A 17,422-nucleotide genomic window follows, 5' to 3' on the forward strand; every position below is an offset into this window, starting at 1 on the left:
ACGCGGCGCGCGGGTCAGCGGCGGAAGCCGCCCTCGGCGTCGATCGTCCGGCCGGTGACCGAGCGGGCGTCGGGCCCGGTGAGCCAGGCGACGACGGCGGCCGCCTCGGCCGGGCTGTTCCAGCGGCCGCGGGGCATGGCGCGGGCCACGACGTCCTGGGTGACCCCCGACGCCCAGCCGGTGTCGGTCGGGCCCGGGTTGACGCAGTTGACGGTGACGTCCCGGTCGATGAGCTCGTCTGCCAGCGACAGCGTCATCGCCTGGACGGCGCCCTTGCTGATCGCGTAGGGCAGCTCGGTGGGCATCGGGCCGAGGTGCTGGCCGGAGGTGAACAGGACGACGGCGCCCGGCCCGGCAGCCAGGTCGTACCGGGCCGCGAACGCCTGGGTGAGCAGCAGGCTGCCCCGGGCGTTGACGGCGAAGCACAGGTCGACCTCGGCGGCGGTGACGTCGGCGAGCCGGCCCACGGCGCTGCGGGCGTGGGTGGCCACCAGCGTGGTCAGCGGACCGATCGCCGCCTCGGCGGCCGCCACCAGCTCTGCCGGTGCGGCCGGGTCGGCGAGGTCGGTGCTGACGTGCGGCGGGTCGCCGAGCTCGGCCAGCACCGCGGCCAGGTCGTCGCCGCCCCAGGGCTGCTCGGCGTCGTGCGGGGCCCAGGAGGAGACGACGACGCGGTCGCCACGGGCGAGCAGCCGTCGGGCGACGGCGGCGCCGATGCTGCTGCGACGGCTGACCCCGGTGACGAGTGCGGTGCCCACCGGCGCAGTCTGCGGGTCCGGCCGCCCGGGCGGCGACCGGATTCCGCCGTCACATGCTGGCGATCAGCTTCTCGACGCGGTCGTCGACGGACTTGAACGGGTCCTTGCACAGCACGGTGCGCTGGGCCTGGTCGTTGAGCTTGAGGTGCACCCAGTCGACGGTGAAGTCCCGGCGCTTCTCCTGCGCGCGGCGGATGAACTCGCCGCGCAGCTTGGCCCGGGTGGTCTGCGGCGGCACGTTCTTGGCCTCGAAGACGGCCGGGTCGTGGGTGACCCGCTCGACCTGGCCGGCCTTCTCCAACAGGTAGTACAGGCCGCGGTCGCGCCGGATGTCGTGGTAGGCGAGGTCGAGCTGGGCGACCCGCGGGCTGGACAGCGGCAGGTCGCGCTTGGCCCGGTACCGCTCGATGAGCTGGTGCTTGATGGCCCAGTCGATCTCGCGGTCGATGAGCGACAGGTCCCCGCTGTCGACGGCCTTGAGCGTGCGGCCCCACAGCTCGAGCATCTGCCGGTGCACCGGGCCGTAGCCCTCGCGGTCGACGAACTCGGCGGCGCGGTCGTGGTACTCCTGCTGGATCTCCAGGGCCGACATCTCCCGGCCGTTGGCCAGCCGCACCTTGCGCCGTCCGGTGATGTCGTGGCTGATCTCCCGGATGGCCCGGATCGGGTTCTCCAGCGTCATGTCCCGGAGCACCACGCCGGTCTCGATCATCCGCAGCACCAGGTCGGTGATGGTGACCTTGAGCAGCGTCGTCGTCTCGCTCATGTTGGAGTCGCCGACGATGACGTGCAGCCGGCGGTACTTCTCCGCGTCGGCGTGCGGCTCGTCGCGGGTGTTGATGATCGGCCGGGACCGGGTGGTGGCGCTGGAGACGCCCTCCCAGATGTGCTCGGCGCGCTGGCTGACGCAGAAGACGGCGCCGCGCGGGGTCTGCAGCACCTTTCCGGCGCCGACGACGACCTGCCGGCTCACCAGGAACGGGATGAGCACGTCGGCGAGCCGGCTGAACTCGCCGTGCCGGCCGACGAGGTAGTTCTCGTGGCAGCCGTAGCTGTTGCCGGCCGAGTCGGTGTTGTTCTTGAACAAGTAGATGTCCCCGGTGACGCCCTCTTCGTTCAGGCGCTGCTCGGCGTCGACCATCAGGCCCTCGAGGATGCGCTCGCCGGCCTTGTCGTGGACGACGAGCTCGGTGAGGTCGTCGCACTCGGCGGTGGCGTACTCGGGGTGGCTGCCGACGTCCAGGTAGAGCCGGGAGCCGTTGCGCAGGAAGACGTTGGAGCTGCGTCCCCAGGACACCACCCGGCGGAACAGGTAGCGGGCGACCTCGTCAGGTGAGAGGCGGCGCTGCCCCTTGAAGGTGCACGTGACGCCGTACTCGGTCTCGATGCCGAAGATCCGTCGTTCCACCTCGCCGAGCGTAGGCGTCCGCGGCGCACGCGGCTCGTGTCCCGAGTGCGCCGCGCCGCTCACTGCTGCGTGCCCGGGGCGTCGCCGTCCGGAGTCGTGCCCTCGGTGCCGCCACCGGCACCGTCCTGCGTGGCCGGCTGGGCCGACGCGGGCTCGGTGCCGCCGGCGGTGTCGACCGCGGCCGGGTCGCCCAGCCCCGGCGGGGTGCCGGGGGCGGGCGCGCTCGGGGCGTGCGTGGCGGTCGTGCCGGGCTCCTCGGCGGGCGCGGGCTCGTCGGCCAGCAGGGCACGCAGCGGGGCGCCGACGACCCGCCGGAACGCCCGCTTGGGGCGCCGGCGGTCCAGGACGGCGACCTCGAGCTGCTCGGCCGGCAGCTGCCCGCCGCCGTTGGCCGCGGTGACCGGGCTGACCGCGGACAGCGCCTGGACGCCGACCCGCAGCGCCTCGGTGAGGCTCAGGCCGTGGCTGAAGTGCTGGCGCAGGTTGGCGGTGACGGCGTCGGCCTGGCCGCCCATGACGACGAAGTCGGGCTCGTCGACGATCGACCCGTCGAAGGTCAGCCGGTAGAGCTGGTCGGACTCCGGGGTGTCGCCCACCTCGGCGACGCAGAGCTCGACCTCGAAGGGCTTCATCTGCTGCGTGAAGACCTCGCCGAGGGTCTGCGCGTAGGCGTTGGCGATGACCCGGCCGGTGACGTCGCGCCGGTTGTAGGAGTAGCCGCGGACGTCGGCCAGCCGGATGCCGGCGACCCGCAGGCTCTCGAACTCCGAGTAGCGGCCGACCGCGGCGAACCCGACCCGGTCGTAGAGCTCGCTGACCTTGTGCAGCGTGGAGCTGGGGTTCTCCGCGATGAACAGGACGCCGTCGTCGTAGGTGAGGACGGCGACGCTGCGGCCGCGGGAGATGCCCTTGCGGGCGTACTCCGAGCGGTCGCGCATGACCTGCTCGGCCGAGGCGTAGTACGGCATGGTCATGGGTCAGCCCTCCCGGTTCTCGGCGGCGGACCGGTCGGCCACGATCGCGTCGGCGACGGCGGCCACCTCGGCGTCGGGCAGCCGGACGGCGCCCTCGGCGTCGACCCGGTAGACGATCGGGAAGAGCCGGCGGACGGTGTCCGGGCCGCCGGTGGCGCTGTCGTCGTCCGCGGCGTCGTAGAGGGCCTCGACGACGGTGCGGGTGGCGGCGTCGCCGGACAGGCCGGGGCGCCAGGTCTTCTTCAGCGAGTTCTTGGCGAAGAGCGAGCCGGAGCCGACCGAGGCGTAGCCGCGCTCCTCGTAGTTCCCGCCGGTGACGTCGTAGCTGAAGATGCGGCCGGGGCTCGCGCCCTCGGCGGCGTCGAGGTCGTAGCCGGCGAAGAGCGGGACGACGGCCAGCCCCTGCATCGCCGCGCCGAGGTTGCCGCGGATCATGCCGGCGAGGCGGTTGGCCTTGCCGTCGAGGGACATCGTCATCCCCTCGATCTTCTCGTAGTGCTCGAGCTCGACCTGGTAGAGCCGCACCATCTCGATCGCGATCCCGGCGGCGCCGGCGATCCCGATGACCGACCAGGAGTCGGCGGCGTAGACCTTCTCGATGTCCCGGCTGGAGATCAGGTTGCCCATGGTGGCCCGCCGGTCGCCGCCCATCAGCACGCCGCCGTCGAAGGTGACCGACACGATCGTGGTGGCGTGCGGGGAGAGCTCACCCACCGGCACGGCGGGCAGGGTGCGGCGCCCGGGCAGCAGGTCGGGGGCGGTGGTGCCCAGGAAGTCGGTGAACGAGGAGCCCACCCGGTCCAGGTACGCGGGCGTGAACCCGCTCCGGCCAGTCGACTGTTCGCTCACGCGCCCGCCTCTCCTGCCGCTCCGCGGCTGCTCAGCACCGTCCGCCGGGTCACCGGCGGACGTCGGTCCGACCCTACCGGCGGGTCCACCGCTGGGCCGGACGCCTCATGCCTGCCCGGGCAGCGGCCCGGCGGCCTGCCCCGCGCGATGGGCCTCGACGTACCGCGCAGCCACCCGTAGCAGCGTCGGGTCGTCGCGGTACAGACCCAGCCCGAAGTTGCATCGCTGGCAGAGCAGCGACCGGACTGCACCGGTCTCGTGGTCGTGATCCAGGTGCTCCGGACCGGGCTCAGCGCAGATGGCGCACCGATCTCCCTGAGACTGCCGGATCCGGTCGACCTCTGCCTTGGTCAGACCGTAGCTGCGGAGCCAGTAGGCGCTGTTGCTCGCTCGCCGCTTGCACGGGAGGCACATGCTGCCGAAGCCCGACCGCTGGCGGGCGTTCCGGGAGAAGTGCTCGTGTGCCACTGCCTGCCGGCAGGACGGGCACCAACGGAAGCCCTCGGGGATCCAGGAGTGATCGCGGACATCATGGCCCTGGGCAGCTCGCGATTGCTTGTACCAAGCGCCCTGACGCCTGCGGTTGCACGCGAGGCAGTAGAACGACAGTCCGTCCGGCCGCGAACGGTTGCGACCGAAGGCCGTGAACTCCTTCTGTTCGCCGCAATCCGGGCAGACTTTCATGACGATGACTTAGCGTAGCGGACCGACTACTCTCCGCCCTTCTGCACGTACGAGCGAACAAACTCCTCCGCGTTCTCCTCGAGGACCCCGTCGATCTCGTCCAGGAGGGAGTCGACGTCGTCGGTGACCTCCTTGGTCCGCTCCGAGGCGGAGGTGTCGACCGACGCCTCGACCTCCTCGGACTCCTCGCGCGAACGGGTGGACCGCTGCTGTCCACCGGTGTCCTTCGTGGCCATCTGAACCTCCGCGAGCTCGCTGCTGGGTGGTGCTGCGGGCGAAGTTACCCGCGGGATGTGACAGGACGGCGAACGCAGCTCACGCGCCGGTGATGGTGTCGACCAGCTCGGCCGCCGTGGACGTCGACTCGAACAGGGCACCGACGTGCTCGCGGGTGCCGCGCAGCGGCTCCATGGTGGGGATCCGCACCAGGTTCTCCCGGCCGACGTCGAACACCACCGAGTCCCACGACGCGGCCGCCACCTGGGCGGGGTAGCGGCGCAGGCACTCGCCCCGGAAGTAGGCCCGGGTGTCGGACGGCGGGGCCGTCATCGCCCGGGTCACCTCGTCGTCGGTGACCAGCCGCTGCATCGAGCCGCGGGCGACCAGCCGGTGGTAGAGCCCCTTGTCCGGTCGCACGTCGGAGTACTGCAGGTCGACGAGCTTGAGCCGGGCGTCGCCCCACGCCAGCCCGTCCCGGGACCGGTACCCCTCGAGCAGCCGGAGCTTCGCCGGCCAGTCCAGCCGGTCGGCCAGCCGCATCGGGTCGATCGCCAGCTCGTCGAGCACCTCGGCCCAGCGGCGCAGCACGTCGTGGGTCTGCTCGTCGTCGTCCCCGCGCTCGGCCACGAACTTCCGGGCCATCGCCAGGTACTCCTGCTGCACCTCCAGCGCGGTGAGCCGCCGGCCGTCGCGCAGCCGCACCTGGTGGGTCAGCGACGGGTCGTGGCTGATCGCCTGCAGCGCCTCGACCGGCTCCTCGATGGTCAGGTCCTGGGTCAGCGCCCGGGCCTCGATCATCGCCAGCACCAGCGACGCCGTCCCGACCTTGAGGTAGGTGGACAGCTCGGCGATGTTGGCGTCCCCGATGATCACGTGCAGCCGGCGGTACTTGTCGGCGTCGGCGTGCGGCTCGTCGCGGGTGTTGATGATCGGCCGCTTCAGCGTCGTCTCCAGGCCCACCTCGACCTCGAAGAAGTCGGCCCGCTGGGACAGCTGGAAGCCGTCGGTGCGCCCCTCGGTGCCGATCCCCACCCGGCCGGCCCCGGCGAAGACCTGCCGGGTCACGAAGAACGGGATCAGCCCGCGGATGATGTCCAGGAAGGGCGTCGAGCGGCTCATCAGGTAGTTCTCGTGGGCACCGTAGGAGGCGCCCTTGCCGTCGGTGTTGTTCTTGTACAGCTGGATGGGCTGCGTGCCGGGCACGCGGGCCGCGCGGCGGGCGGCCTCGGCCATGATCCGCTCCCCCGCCTTGTCCCACAGGACGACGTCGCGCGGGTTGGTGACCTCCGGCGTGGAGTACTCCGGGTGCGCGTGGTCGACGTAGAGCCGGGCACCGTTGGTGAGGATGACGTTGGCCATCCCGGCGTCCTCGTCGAGGTCGGCGTGGTCCAGCGCGCTCGCCGGCGACAGGTCGAACCCGCGGGCGTCGCGCAGCGGCGACTCCTCCTCGAAGTCCCACCGCGGCCGGCGCGGCGTCGGCGCCTCGGCCACCGACCAGGCGTTGACCACCTGGCTCGACAGCGTCGTCGGGTTGGCCCCCGGCTGGCCGGGCACGGAGATCCCGTACTCGAGCTCGGTCCCCATGACCCGGCGCACGCTCATGCCCCCAACCCTAGGCCGCGGCGCGACGCCGGGAGGATGGGCCGGTGAGCACGCCGCCCCTGGGTCTCCTGCTGGACGTCGACGGCCCGCTGGCCGACCCGGGGACACGCACCGTCGACCCCGCCCTGCTCGCGGACCTGCGCCGCCTGCTGGCCGCGGGCATCCCGGTCGTGCTGAACACCGGCCGGTCGGTCGACTTCGTCGCCGAGCGGCTGCTGGGCCCGCTCGTCGCCGCCGGGCTGCCCGCCGGCGCGCGGCTGCACGCCGTCTGCGAGAAGGGCGGTCTGTGGACGACGGCCGGCGCTCCCGAGGTGCACGTCGACCCGGAGCTCGCCGTCCCCGACGTGTGCCACGCCGTCCTGGCCGAGCTGGTCGCCGACGGGTACGGCGACGTGCTGTTCGTCGACGCCGGCAAGCGGACGATGGCCACGGTCGAGGCGCGCACCGACGTACCCGCCTCGACCTTCGCCGCGCGGCAGCGGCACTTCGACGCCGACCTGGCGGAGCGCCTGTCGGCCGCCGGGCTGGGCGTGCTGCTGGGCGACCAGTTGCTCCCCGACGCCCACGGCCGGACGCCGTGGCGGATCGACCCGTCGGTGATCGCCACCGACGTGGAGTCGGTCCGGTCGGGCAAGGCGCTGGGGGCGGTCCGCGCGCTGGACCTGCTGCGTGCGGACGGTGCGCTGCCTCCCGCCTGGCACACCGTCGGCGACTCGCGGTCGGACTACGCGATGGCTGACCACCTGCACGCGCTCGGCGCCGGCGTCACGCACGTCGACGTCGGCCCGCTGCCCCCGCTCGAGCGGCCCTACCCGGTGCGCGTCGTCCCCGGGGCCGGCTACGCGGTCGCGGGCGGCGCCCACCTGCGCGCGCTCGCCGAACGGCTGGCGTGACACCGGCGGCCCGGGCCCCCGGAGGAGCCCGGGCCGCCGGTGTGCGCGGTCAGAGGTACTGGCCGGTGTTGGTCGCGGTGTCGATGGCCCGGCCGCTCTCGGCGCCCTTGCCGCTGATGAGCGTGCGGATGTAGACGATCCGCTCGCCCTTCTTGCCCGAGATCCGCGCCCAGTCGTCGGGGTTGGTCGTGTTGGGCAGGTCCTCGTTCTCCTTGAACTCGTCCACGCACGCCGCCATCAGGTGACCGACCCGCAGGCCGCCGACGCCGGTCTCCAGCCGGTCCTTGATCGCCATCTTCTTGGCCCGGTCGACGATGTTCTGCAGCATCGCGCCGGAGTTGAAGTCCTTGAAGTACAGGACCTCCTTGTCACCGTTGGCGTAGGTGACCTCCAGGAAACGGTTCTCCTCGGTCTCGGTGTACATCCGCTCGACGGTGCTCTGGATCATCCCGGCGATGGTGGCCTCGCGGCTGCCGCCGTGCTCGGCCAGGTCGTCGGTGTGGATGGGCAGCGTCGTCGTCAGGTACTTGCTGAAGATGTCCCGGGCCGCCTCGGCGTCCGGGCGCTCGATCTTGATCTTCACGTCGAGCCGGCCGGGCCGCAGGATGGCCGGGTCGATCATGTCCTCGCGGTTGGAGGCGCCGATGACGATGACGTTCTCCAGCCCCTCCACGCCGTCGATCTCGCTGAGCAGCTGCGGGACGATCGTGCTCTCCACGTCCGAGGACACCCCGGACCCGCGGGTGCGGAAGATCGAGTCCATCTCGTCGAAGAAGACGATGACCGGCGTGCCCTCGCTGGCCTTCTCCCGGGCCCGCTGGAAGACCAGCCGGATGTGCCGCTCGGTCTCCCCGACGTACTTGTTCAGCAGCTCGGGGCCCTTGATGTTGAGGAAGAAGGACTTCCCCTGGCTCCGGTCGGAGTCGCCGTTGAGCTCGGCGACCTTCTTGGCCAGCGAGTTGGCCACGGCCTTGGCGATCAGCGTCTTCCCGCAGCCGGGCGGGCCGTACAGCAGGATGCCCTTCGGCGGGCGCAGCTCGTACTCGCGGAACAGGTCCGCGTGCAGGAACGGCAGCTCCACGGCGTCCCGGATCTGCTCGATCTGCCGGGACAGACCACCGATGTCCTCGTAGTCGATGTCCGGGACCTCTTCGAGGATGAGCTCCTCGACCTCGCTCTTCGGGATCCGCTCGTAGACGTAGCCCGAGCGCGACTCCAGCAGCAGCGAGTCGCCGCTGCGCAGCGGCTGCCCCTCGAGGGAGTCGGCGAGGTAGACGACCCGCTCCTCGTCGGTGTGCCCGATGACCAGGGCACGGCGGGGGACGCCGGGCAGCGGCTCGAGCAGCTCCTTGAGCATGACGACGTCGCCGGCCCGCTCGAATCCCCGCGCGGCCACGACGTTCATCGCCTCGTTGAGCATGACCTCCTGGCCGTGCTGCAGCTCCTCGACCTCCAGCGCCGGGGACACCGCCACCCGCAGCTTGCGGCCGCTGGTGAAGACGTCGACCGTGCCGTCCTCGAAGCGCTCGAGGAAGACGCCGTAACCCGACGGCGGCTGCCCCAGCCGCTCGACCTCCTCCTTGAGCGTCACCAGCTGCTCGCGCGCCTCGCGCAGCGTGCCGGCGAGCTTGTCGTTGCGCTCGGAGAGGAAGGCCGCGCGGCCCTCCGCCTCGGCGAGCCGCTCCTCCAACGCGCGCACCTGGCGCGGGCTGTCGGACACCTTGCGTCGAAGGAGGCCGATCTCCTCCTCGAGGTAGGAGATCTGGCTCACCAGCGAGGCGACGTCACGCTCACGTCGCGCTCGGAACTCGTCGGGACCCACGGTCATCGCGCACCTCCGCACACCATCGGGGGCCAGGAAGCCAATCTATACACGCGGACACCGACCGTGCCGCACCTCAGGAGCAGCTGCGCGGGGTGGGTCGAGGCGTCATCTGCCGGACACGTGCAGGTGGCCCGCGACGGCGCTCAGGCGAGCTTCTTGCGCCGCTGCCGCATCGGTGCGACGGCGCCCTCGGCGAGCCGGCGGGCGGTGACCAGGAAGGCGGTGTGGGCGACCATCCGGTGTTCGGGCCGGACCGCCAGGCCCTCGGCGTGCCACGGGCGCAGCAGCGTCTCCCAGGCGTACGGCTCGGTCCACACCCCCTGCGCGCGCAGCGCCTCGACGTACACCGACAGCTGGGTGGTGGTGGCGACGTAGCCGACGAGCACCCCACCCGGGCGCAGCGCCGCGGCGACCGTGGGCAGCACCGCCCACGGCTCGAGCATGTCCAGCACCACGCGGTCGACGACCTCGGTGGCCGGGTGCTGGTCCAGGTCGCCCAGCCGCAGCGACCAGTTGGCCGGCACCTCGCCGAAGAAGGCGCCGACGTTGCCGCGGGCCACGTCGGCGAAGTCCTCGCGCCGCTCGTAGCTGGTCAACGTGCCGTGCTCCCCCACCGCGCGCAGCAGCGAGCAGCTCAGCGCGCCGGAGCCGGCGCCGGCCTCGAGCACCCGCATCCCGGGACCGATGTCGCCGAACCCGACGATCTGGGCGGCGTCCTTGGGGTAGATGACCTGCGCGCCGCGGGGCATGGAGAGCACGAAGTCGGCCAGCAGCGGGCGCAGGGCCAGGTAGCCGGTGTTGGCCGTCGAGTGGACGACGGAGCCCTCCGGCGCGCCGATCAGCGCGTCGTGGCTGATCGCGCCCCGGTGGGTGTGGAACTCCTTGCCCGGCTCGAGGACGACGGTGTGGTGCCGGCCCTTCGGGTCGGTGAGCTGCACCCGGTCGCCGACCCGGAAGGCGCCTTCGACCGGCTCGGCCGGTTCGACCGGGGTGTCGCCCTCGACGACCACGGGCTCGAGGGGCACGTCGGCGAGCACCTCGGCGGCGGTCGGGGTCGCGTCGGCCGGTTGCTGCTGCTGTACGTCCACGTGGGACGAGGGTACGGACGGCCCGTCGCCGGCTCTCCGGCGCGCACACTCGGAACTGTCGGAGGAGCCACCTAGCCTCGGGTCCATGACGGCGACGCTGCAGACCGGCCGGCCCGGCGAGACGGGCACGACGGAGCGCACGACGGAGCGCACGACGGAGCGCACGACGGAGCGCACGACGGCCGCGGACGCCGCTCCCCGCCGTCCCTCGCTGTCGCCCTCCCGCGCCGCGGACTTCAAGTCCTGCCCGCTGCTGTACCGCTTCCGCACCATCGACCGGCTGCCGGAGAAGAAGTCCCGCGCCGCCGTCCGGGGCACGCTGGTGCACGCGGTGCTGGAGAAGCTCTACGACCTGCCGCCGGCCGAGCGCACCGTGGCCGCGGCGCAGACGCTGGTGGAGCCGGCCTGGGCGGAGCTGCGCGAGGAGCCGGGCATCGCCGAGCTCTTCGAGACCCCGGCCGGCGAGGAGCCGCCGGCGGCGAAGGACGGGCTCGAGGCGTGGCTGGCCTCGGCCGGGGAGCTGGTGGAGACCTACTTCCGGCTGGAGGACCCGACCCGCATCCAGCCGCACGGCCGCGAGGAGCTGGTCGAGGTCACCCTCCCCGACGGCCTGCTGCTGCGCGGCTACGTCGACCGGCTGGACGTCGCGCCCACCGGCGCGCTGCGGGTCGTCGACTACAAGACCGGCGCGGTGCCACGGGAGGCGTTCGAGGCCAAGGCGCTGTTCCAGATGAAGTTCTACGCGCTGGTCCTCTGGCGCACCCGGGGTGTGGTCGCCGCCCAGCTCAAGCTGCTCTACCTCAAGGACGGCGACGCGCTCACCTACTCCCCCGACGAGGCGGAGCTGCTGCGCTTCGAGCGCACCCTGCAGGCCATCTGGGCGGCGATCGAGCGGGCGGTGGCGACCGGCGACTTCCGGGCGAACAAGAGCAGGCTGTGCAGCTGGTGCGACCACCAGGCGCTCTGCCCCGCGTTCGGCGGCACTCCCCCACCGTTCCCGGCCGAGGCCGCCGCAGCTGCCGGCTGGCGCACCACCGTGGCCGTCACCCCGGTCTGATCGACCCGCCGCCTGGGGGCCGGCAGCTCCGACGTGGCCGGCGACCCCGCTGAGAGGTCTACGGTCTCGGCAGCGGGGCCGGGAGCAGGCCAGGAGGCGGCGGTGCACGGCTATCGGGCGGAGAGGGCCTTCGACGGCCAGCGCGCTGTGCCGGGCGGGCTGCTGGTGCTCGTCGAGGGGAGCACGATCGTCGGCGTCGAACCGGCAGCGGCGAGCGCCCCGGCTGACTGTCCGGTCACCGGGTACCACGAGGCGACGCTGCTCCCCGGTCTCATCGACGCCCACGCCCACCTGTGCGCCGACGGTGGTCCCCGGGCCCTGGACCAGCTGGCCGACCTCGGGACTGCGGAGATCGACGCCATCGTCCGGACGTCACTGGCCGCTCAGCTGGCGGCGGGGGTCACTGCGGTCCGCGACCTGGGCGACGTGGCATGGGCGGTCGTCGATCGGCACCGCGGCGCGGGTCCTGGCCCCACCGTGGTGGCATCGGGGCCCCCGATCACCTCTGTCGGCGGCCACTGCTGGTGGTTGGGCGGGGAGGTGGCCGGCGAGGCGGCGCTGCGCCGGGCGGTCCGGGAGCGGGCCGACCGCGGTGCCGATGTCGTGAAGGTGATGACCAGCGGCGGGGTCATGTCGCCGGGCACCGATGTGCTGGCCTGTCAGTTCAGCCTGGACGAGCTGCGCGCGGTCGTGGACGAGGCCCACTCGCTCGGTCTGCCGGTGACCGGGCACGCGCACGGGGTGCTGGCGGTGGAGCGCTGCCTCGCTGCCGGGATGGACGGGATCGAGCACTGTTCCTGCCTCACCGACCACGGGTTCGCCACGCCACCGGCGCTGGCCGCCGCCCTCGCCGCCGCCGGTACCGCGGTGTGCCCCACCCTGGGCCGCGGGTTCGGCACGGTCGCCCCGCCCCAGGTCGTGGCGATGATGGCCCGCACCGGCACCACCTGGGAGGGCCGTCTGGCCCAGGTCGCCGAACTGGTCAGCGCCGGGGTCCGCATGGTCAGCGGCGCCGACTCGGGCATCAGTCCGGGCAAGCCGCACGGCGTGCTCCCCGAGGCCGTCATCGACCTCGTCGACTGCGGGCTCTCCCCCGCCGGCGCCTTGACCAGCGCCACCAGCGCAGCTGCCCGAGCCTGCCGGCTCGACTCGCGGACGGGACGCCTGACGGCCGGGCTGGATGCCGACCTGCTGGTGGTCGACGGCGACCCGCTCACCGACGTGACCGCGCTGCGCTCGGTGCGCACGGTCGTCTCCCGCGGCCGCGAGGTCGGGCCAAGCGGGATGGTCGACCGAGGCTGATCGGCCGCCGGCGGCTCAGGCGGAGGCCTCCACCCGCGCCTCGTCGGGCACCAGGTCGGCCAGGTCGGCCACCGACAGCCCGGCCAGCGTGTCGGCGAGCACCACGCCGGCCCGTGGTTCCAGCGGCTGTAACGACGGCACGCCCAGCACGGCGGCCCCGGCCGCCAGGCCTGCGGTGACGCCGACCAGCGAGTCCTCGATGACGACACTCGACCCCGGCTCGACCCCCAGGACGGCCATCGCCTGGAGGTAGGGCGACGGGTCCGGCTTGCGCGCCGGTACTTCATCGCCGCACACCGTGACGTCGAACGGCGAGCCACCGAACTCCGCGGCGATCCGGTCCAGCACGATCGCCGCGATCCGGCGGGGCGTCGTCGTCACCAGCGCGGTCGGCACGCCTGCCGACCGCACGGCGGTGAGCAGCTCGCGGGCCCCGGGTCGCCACGGCATACCGCGGCTGGCCATCAGCGCCGCTGTCTCGTCCTCGACCCACCGGGCGTCGTCCCCGAGCTGCTCGGCGGTGCGCTGCACCCCGAGGTCGGCGTAGAGGATCCCCATGGCGACCGTCATCGACGTGCCGACGGTGCGCTCGCGCGCCTCCTCGGAGAACGCACCGCCGAGCTGCCGGGCGAGGGCGCCCATGGCCTCGCCCCACAGCTCCTCGGTCTCGACCAACGTCCCGTCCATGTCGAACAGCACCGCTCGCAACGGGCTGGAACGGCCCCGCTGCAGGGGCCCGCCGCGAGCCTGCGAGTGGTGGGGGGCAGCGGGGTCCTTCATTCGTTCTCGGTGCGGTAGCCGAGGTTCGGGGAGAGCCACTTCTCCGCCTCGTCGACCGTCCAGCCCTTGCGGCGCGCGTAGTCCTCGATCTGGTCGCGGCCCAGCCGGCCCAGCACGAAGTACTGCGACTGCGGGTGGGAGAAGTACAACCCGCTCACCGCGGCGCCCGGCCACATCGCCATGCTCTCGGTCAGCTCGATGCCGGTGCGCGACTCGACGTCCAGCAGCTCCCAGATCGTCTGCTTCTCGGTGTGCTCGGGGCACGCTGGGTAGCCCGGGGCCGGCCGGATGCCGGAGTACTTCTCGGCGATCAGCCCGTCGGCGTCCAGGTGCTCGTCGGGGACGTAGGCCCAGAACTCCTTGCGCACCCGCTCGTGCAGCCGCTCGGCGAACGCCTCGGCGAGCCGGTCGGCCAGCGACTCGAGCAGGATCGCGTTGTAGTCGTCGTTGTCCTTCTTAAACTCGGCGACCTTCTCCGCCGAGCCGAGCCCGGCGGTGACGGCGAACGCGCCGACGTGGTCACGCAGCCCGGTGGACCGCGGCGCCACGAAGTCGGCCAGCGACTTGCGGGCCGAGCCGTCGCGGCCCTCGGTCTGCTGGCGCAGCTGGTGCAGCGTGGCCCGGACGGCGGTGCGCGTGTCGTCGGTGTAGACCGCGATGTCCTCGCCGTCCACCTGGTTGGCCGGGAACAGCCCGAACACCCCGGCCGCGCGCAGCCACTTCTCCTCGATCAGCTGGTCGAGCATCGCCTGCGCGTCGTCGTAGAGCCGGCGCGCGGCCTCACCGCTGGCGGGGTTGTTGAGGATGTCGGGGAACCGGCCGCGCATCTCCCACGCGTTGAAGAACGGCTGCCAGTCGATGTAGGCGCGCAGCTCGTCGAGCGGGTAGTCGGGGAAGGTCCGGACGAACTGGGTGGCGTGCCCGGCGGGGTGGTCGCAGACCGGTCCCGAGCAGACGTCGCGGTCCTGCTGCAGCAGCATCCGCGGCCGCGGCGGGTGGTAGTCGCTCCAGTCGATCTCCGGCGCCTGGGCGCGCGCCGTGGCCAGTGGCAGCAACGACCGGGTGTCGGTGCGGGCGGCGTGCCGCTCCCGCAGCACCTCGTAGTCGGCGGCGGTCTCGGCCAGCAGCGTGGGCCGCTGCTCGTCCGACAGCAGGGCGGCGACCACCGGCACCGACCGGGAGGCGTCCTTCACCCAGATCACCGGCCCGTGGTACTTGTGCGCCACCTTGACCGCGGTGTGCGCCCGGGACGTGGTGGCCCCGCCGATCATCAGCGGGATGTCGAAGCCCTGCCGCTCCATCTCCGAGGCCAGGTTGACCATCTCGTCCAACGACGGGGTGATCAGCCCGGACAGCCCGATGATGTCGGCGCCCTCCGCCTTGGCGGCGTCCAGGATCTTCTGCGCCGGCACCATGACGCCCAGGTCCACGACGTCGTAGTTGTTGCACTGCAGGACGACGCCGACGATGTTCTTGCCGATGTCGTGCACGTCGCCCTTCACGGTGGCCATGACGACCTTGCCGTTGCTCCGCTCGACGTCCCCGGGCTGCTTCTCCGCCTCGATGTACGGGATGAGGTGCGCGACGGCCTTCTTCATCACCCGGGCGGACTTGACCACCTGCGGCAGGAACATCTTGCCGGCGCCGAAGAGGTCGCCGACGACGTTCATGCCGTCCATCAGCGGGCCCTCGATCACCTCGATCGGCCGGCCACCGCGGGCGCTGATGTCCTGGCGCAGCTCCTCGGTGTCGTCCTCGACGAAGGCGTCGATGCCCTTGACCAGCGCGTGGGTGATCCGCTCTGCGACCGGGAGCGACCGCCACTCCTCGGTGGCGACCTCCTTCACCGTGCCGTCGCCGGCGAAGTCCCCGGCGATCTCCAGCAGCCGCTCGGTGCTGTCCGGGCGGCGGTTGAGGACGACGTCCTCGATCCGCTCGCGCAGCTGCTCGGGCACCTCGCTGTAGACCTCCAGCTGCCCGGCGTTGACGATCGCCATGTCCAGCCCGGCCGCGATGGCGTGGTAGAGGAAGACCGAGTGGATGGCCTCGCGGACCGCGTTGTTGCCGCGGAAGGAGAACGACACGTTCGAGACGCCACCGGAGACCAGGGCCCCGGGCAGGTTCTGCTTGATCCACCGGGTGGCCTCGATGAAGTCGAGGCCGTAGTTCGCGTGCTCCTCGATGCCGGTGGCCACGGCGAAGATGTTCGGGTCGAAGATGATGTCCTCGGCCGGGAAGCCGACCTCGTCCACGAGGATGTCGTAGGCGCGCCGGCAGATCCGGGTGCGGCGCTCCAGGGTGTCGCCCTGGCCCTGCTCGTCGAAGGCCATGACGACCACGGCGGCGCCGTACTTGCGGCACAGCCGGGCCTCCCGGACGAACTCCTCCTCGCCGTTCTTCATCGAGATGGAGTTCACGATCGCCTTGCCCTGGACGTTCTTCAGGCCGGCCTCGATCACGTCCCACTTCGAGGAGTCGATCATCGTCGGGACCCGGGAGATGTCCGGCTCGGAGGCGATCAGCTTGGTGAAGCGGTCCATCGCCTCGACCCCGTCGATCATCCCCTCGTCCATGTTGATGTCGATGACCTGCGCGCCGGCCTCGACCTGCTGGCGGGCGACGGCCAGCGCGGCCGGGTAGTCACCGGCCTTGATCAGGTTCCGGAAGCGGGCGGAGCCGGTGATGTTGGTGCGCTCGCCGACGTTGACGAACAGCGAGTCCCCGTCGATGGTGACCGGCTCCAGGCCGGACAGCCGCAGCGCCGGGGCGACCTCGACCGGGGTGCGCGGCGCCTTGTCCCCCACCGCGCGGGCGATCGCGGCGATGTGCGCCGGGGTCGTGCCGCAGCAGCCACCGACCAGGTTCACGAAGCCGGCGGTGGCGAACTCCTCGAGGATCGCCGCGGTCTCCTCCGGCGCCTCGTCGTACTCGCCGAACGCGTTGGGCAGCCCGGCGTTCGGGTAGCAGGAGACGAACGTGTCGGCGACCCGGGCGACCTCGGCGATGTAGGGCCGCATCTCCTTGGCGCCCAGCGCGCAGTTGAGCCCCACCAGCAGCGGGTCGACGTGCCGGACCGAGTGCCAGAAGGCCTCGGTGACCTGCCCGGACAGCGTGCGGCCGGAGGCGTCGGTGATGGTTCCGGAGATCATCACCGGCCAGCGGCGGCCGCGCTGCTCGAACAGCGTCTCCAGCGCGAAGATCGCCGCCTTGGCGTTGAGGGTGTCGAAGATGGTCTCGACCAGGAGCACGTCGGAGCCGCCGTCGACCAGCCCGTCGGCCTGCTCCATGTAGGCCTCGACCAGCTCGTCGTAGGTGACGTTGCGCGCGCCGGGGTCGTTGACGTCGGGCGAGATGGACGCCGTCCGGCTGGTCGGGCCGATGGCGCCGACGACGAACCGCGGCTTGTCCGGGGTCTGCGCGGTCATCGCGTCGCACGCGGCGCGGGCGAGCTGGGCCGAGGCGAGGTTGAGCTCGTAGGCCAGCTCGGACATGCCGTAGTCGGACAGCGAGATCCGGGTGGCGTTGAAAGTGTTGGTCTCGATCAGGTCGGCGCCGGCCTCGAGGTACTCGCGGTGGATGTCGGCGATGATCGACGGTGCGGTGATGCTGAGCAGGTCGTTGTTGCCCTGGACGTCGCTGGGCCAGTCGGCGAAGCGCTCGCCGCGGTAGCCGGCCTCGTCGGGCCGGTCGCGCTGGATGGCGGTGCCCATGGCACCGTCGAGCACCAGGATCCGCTGCTGGAGCAGGGCGGTCAGCGCTGCGGTGGCGTCCGGGCGGAGCGCGGACGTGGCAGGGGCAGGGGACTCGGACACGGGGGCAGTCCTCGGGATCGGTCGGACACGGTCACAGAGACGTCCGGTGCCAGGGCCCTGGCAACTCCGACGGGTGCACGACCTCGTCGTCCTCGAACAGCCCGCCCATGGTCCCACTTGTCGGGGCCGGAGGACAGCAGTGGTGCGGATCCGTCCGTCCGGACCGCCCCA

At 72.3% G+C, this 17,422-nt stretch carries 14 protein-coding genes; 3 read left to right on the forward strand and 11 right to left on the reverse strand.

What is annotated here, in order from left to right; all coding sequences use genetic code 11:
- Positions 1–14: 14 nt before the first annotated feature.
- From HL054_RS07425 to dop, 7 genes are all read right to left on the reverse strand, one after another.
- Positions 15–758 (reverse strand): SDR family oxidoreductase, encoded by a 744-nt coding sequence (locus HL054_RS07425; RefSeq protein WP_369138245.1) that lies wholly within the window; start codon positions 756–758, stop codon positions 15–17.
- A gap of 49 nt (positions 759–807) precedes the next feature.
- Positions 808–2,166, reverse strand: coding sequence for a Pup--protein ligase (pafA, locus tag HL054_RS07430; protein WP_369138246.1), 1,359 nt, complete (start codon positions 2,164–2,166; stop codon positions 808–810).
- A 59-nt stretch (positions 2,167–2,225) separates the two neighbouring features.
- Positions 2,226–3,140, reverse strand: coding sequence for a proteasome subunit alpha (gene prcA / locus HL054_RS07435; protein WP_369138247.1), 915 nt, complete (start codon positions 3,138–3,140; stop codon positions 2,226–2,228).
- 3 nt (positions 3,141–3,143) lie between these two features.
- Complete coding sequence (gene prcB / locus HL054_RS07440; RefSeq protein WP_369138248.1) at positions 3,144–3,989, reverse strand: proteasome subunit beta; 846 nt, start codon at positions 3,987–3,989, stop codon at positions 3,144–3,146.
- A 105-nt stretch (positions 3,990–4,094) separates the two neighbouring features.
- Positions 4,095–4,673 (reverse strand): endonuclease VII domain-containing protein, encoded by a 579-nt coding sequence (locus HL054_RS07445; protein ID WP_369138249.1) that lies wholly within the window; start codon positions 4,671–4,673, stop codon positions 4,095–4,097.
- Between the two features lie 26 nt (positions 4,674–4,699).
- Complete coding sequence (locus HL054_RS07450; protein ID WP_369138251.1) at positions 4,700–4,909, reverse strand: ubiquitin-like protein Pup; 210 nt, start codon at positions 4,907–4,909, stop codon at positions 4,700–4,702.
- A gap of 79 nt (positions 4,910–4,988) precedes the next feature.
- Positions 4,989–6,494 carry a depupylase/deamidase Dop gene (gene dop, locus HL054_RS07455; protein ID WP_369138252.1) on the reverse strand — a complete coding sequence of 502 codons (1,506 nt, stop codon included), beginning with the start codon at positions 6,492–6,494 and terminating at the stop codon, positions 4,989–4,991.
- A gap of 44 nt (positions 6,495–6,538) precedes the next feature.
- Here dop and HL054_RS07460 point away from each other — a divergent pair, with 44 nt between their 5' ends.
- Entirely contained in the window at positions 6,539–7,387 is an 849-nt protein-coding gene (locus HL054_RS07460) for a hypothetical protein (protein WP_369138253.1), read from the forward strand.
- Positions 7,388–7,436: 49 nt separating this feature from the next.
- Here the strand turns inward: HL054_RS07460 and arc are convergent, their stop codons facing one another.
- Both arc and HL054_RS07470 read right to left on the reverse strand, forming a co-directional pair.
- On the reverse strand, positions 7,437–9,215 hold the full coding sequence (gene arc / locus HL054_RS07465; protein ID WP_369138254.1) for a proteasome ATPase: 1,779 nt from the start codon (positions 9,213–9,215) through the stop codon (positions 7,437–7,439).
- A gap of 140 nt (positions 9,216–9,355) precedes the next feature.
- Positions 9,356–10,300, reverse strand: coding sequence for a tRNA (adenine-N1)-methyltransferase (locus tag HL054_RS07470; RefSeq protein WP_440347925.1), 945 nt, complete (start codon positions 10,298–10,300; stop codon positions 9,356–9,358).
- Positions 10,301–10,385: 85 nt separating this feature from the next.
- Between HL054_RS07470 and HL054_RS07475 the strand changes: the two genes are divergently transcribed.
- Together HL054_RS07475 and HL054_RS07480 are read left to right on the forward strand one after the other, a co-directional pair.
- Positions 10,386–11,357: a RecB family exonuclease gene (locus HL054_RS07475; protein ID WP_369138256.1), complete on the forward strand. Its 972-nt coding sequence runs from the start codon at positions 10,386–10,388 to the stop codon at positions 11,355–11,357.
- 102 nt (positions 11,358–11,459) lie between these two features.
- Positions 11,460–12,659 (forward strand): amidohydrolase family protein, encoded by a 1,200-nt coding sequence (locus tag HL054_RS07480; protein ID WP_369138257.1) that lies wholly within the window; start codon positions 11,460–11,462, stop codon positions 12,657–12,659.
- A gap of 15 nt (positions 12,660–12,674) precedes the next feature.
- Here the strand turns inward: HL054_RS07480 and HL054_RS07485 are convergent, their stop codons facing one another.
- Together HL054_RS07485 and metH are read right to left on the reverse strand one after the other, a co-directional pair.
- The gene (locus HL054_RS07485) at positions 12,675–13,439 is read right to left on the reverse strand and encodes an HAD family hydrolase (protein WP_369138258.1); all 765 of its coding nucleotides are present in this window, start codon (positions 13,437–13,439) and stop codon (positions 12,675–12,677) included.
- Positions 13,436–17,251, reverse strand: a complete 3,816-nt coding sequence (gene metH, locus HL054_RS07490) for a methionine synthase (protein WP_369138259.1) — start codon at positions 17,249–17,251, stop codon at positions 13,436–13,438. The genes HL054_RS07485 and metH overlap by 4 nt, the downstream gene beginning before the upstream one ends.
- Positions 17,252–17,422: the final 171 nt, after the last annotated feature.

Source organism: Modestobacter versicolor (assembly GCF_041028285.1).
Classification (GTDB): Bacteria; Actinomycetota; Actinomycetes; order Mycobacteriales; family Geodermatophilaceae; genus Modestobacter; species Modestobacter versicolor_A.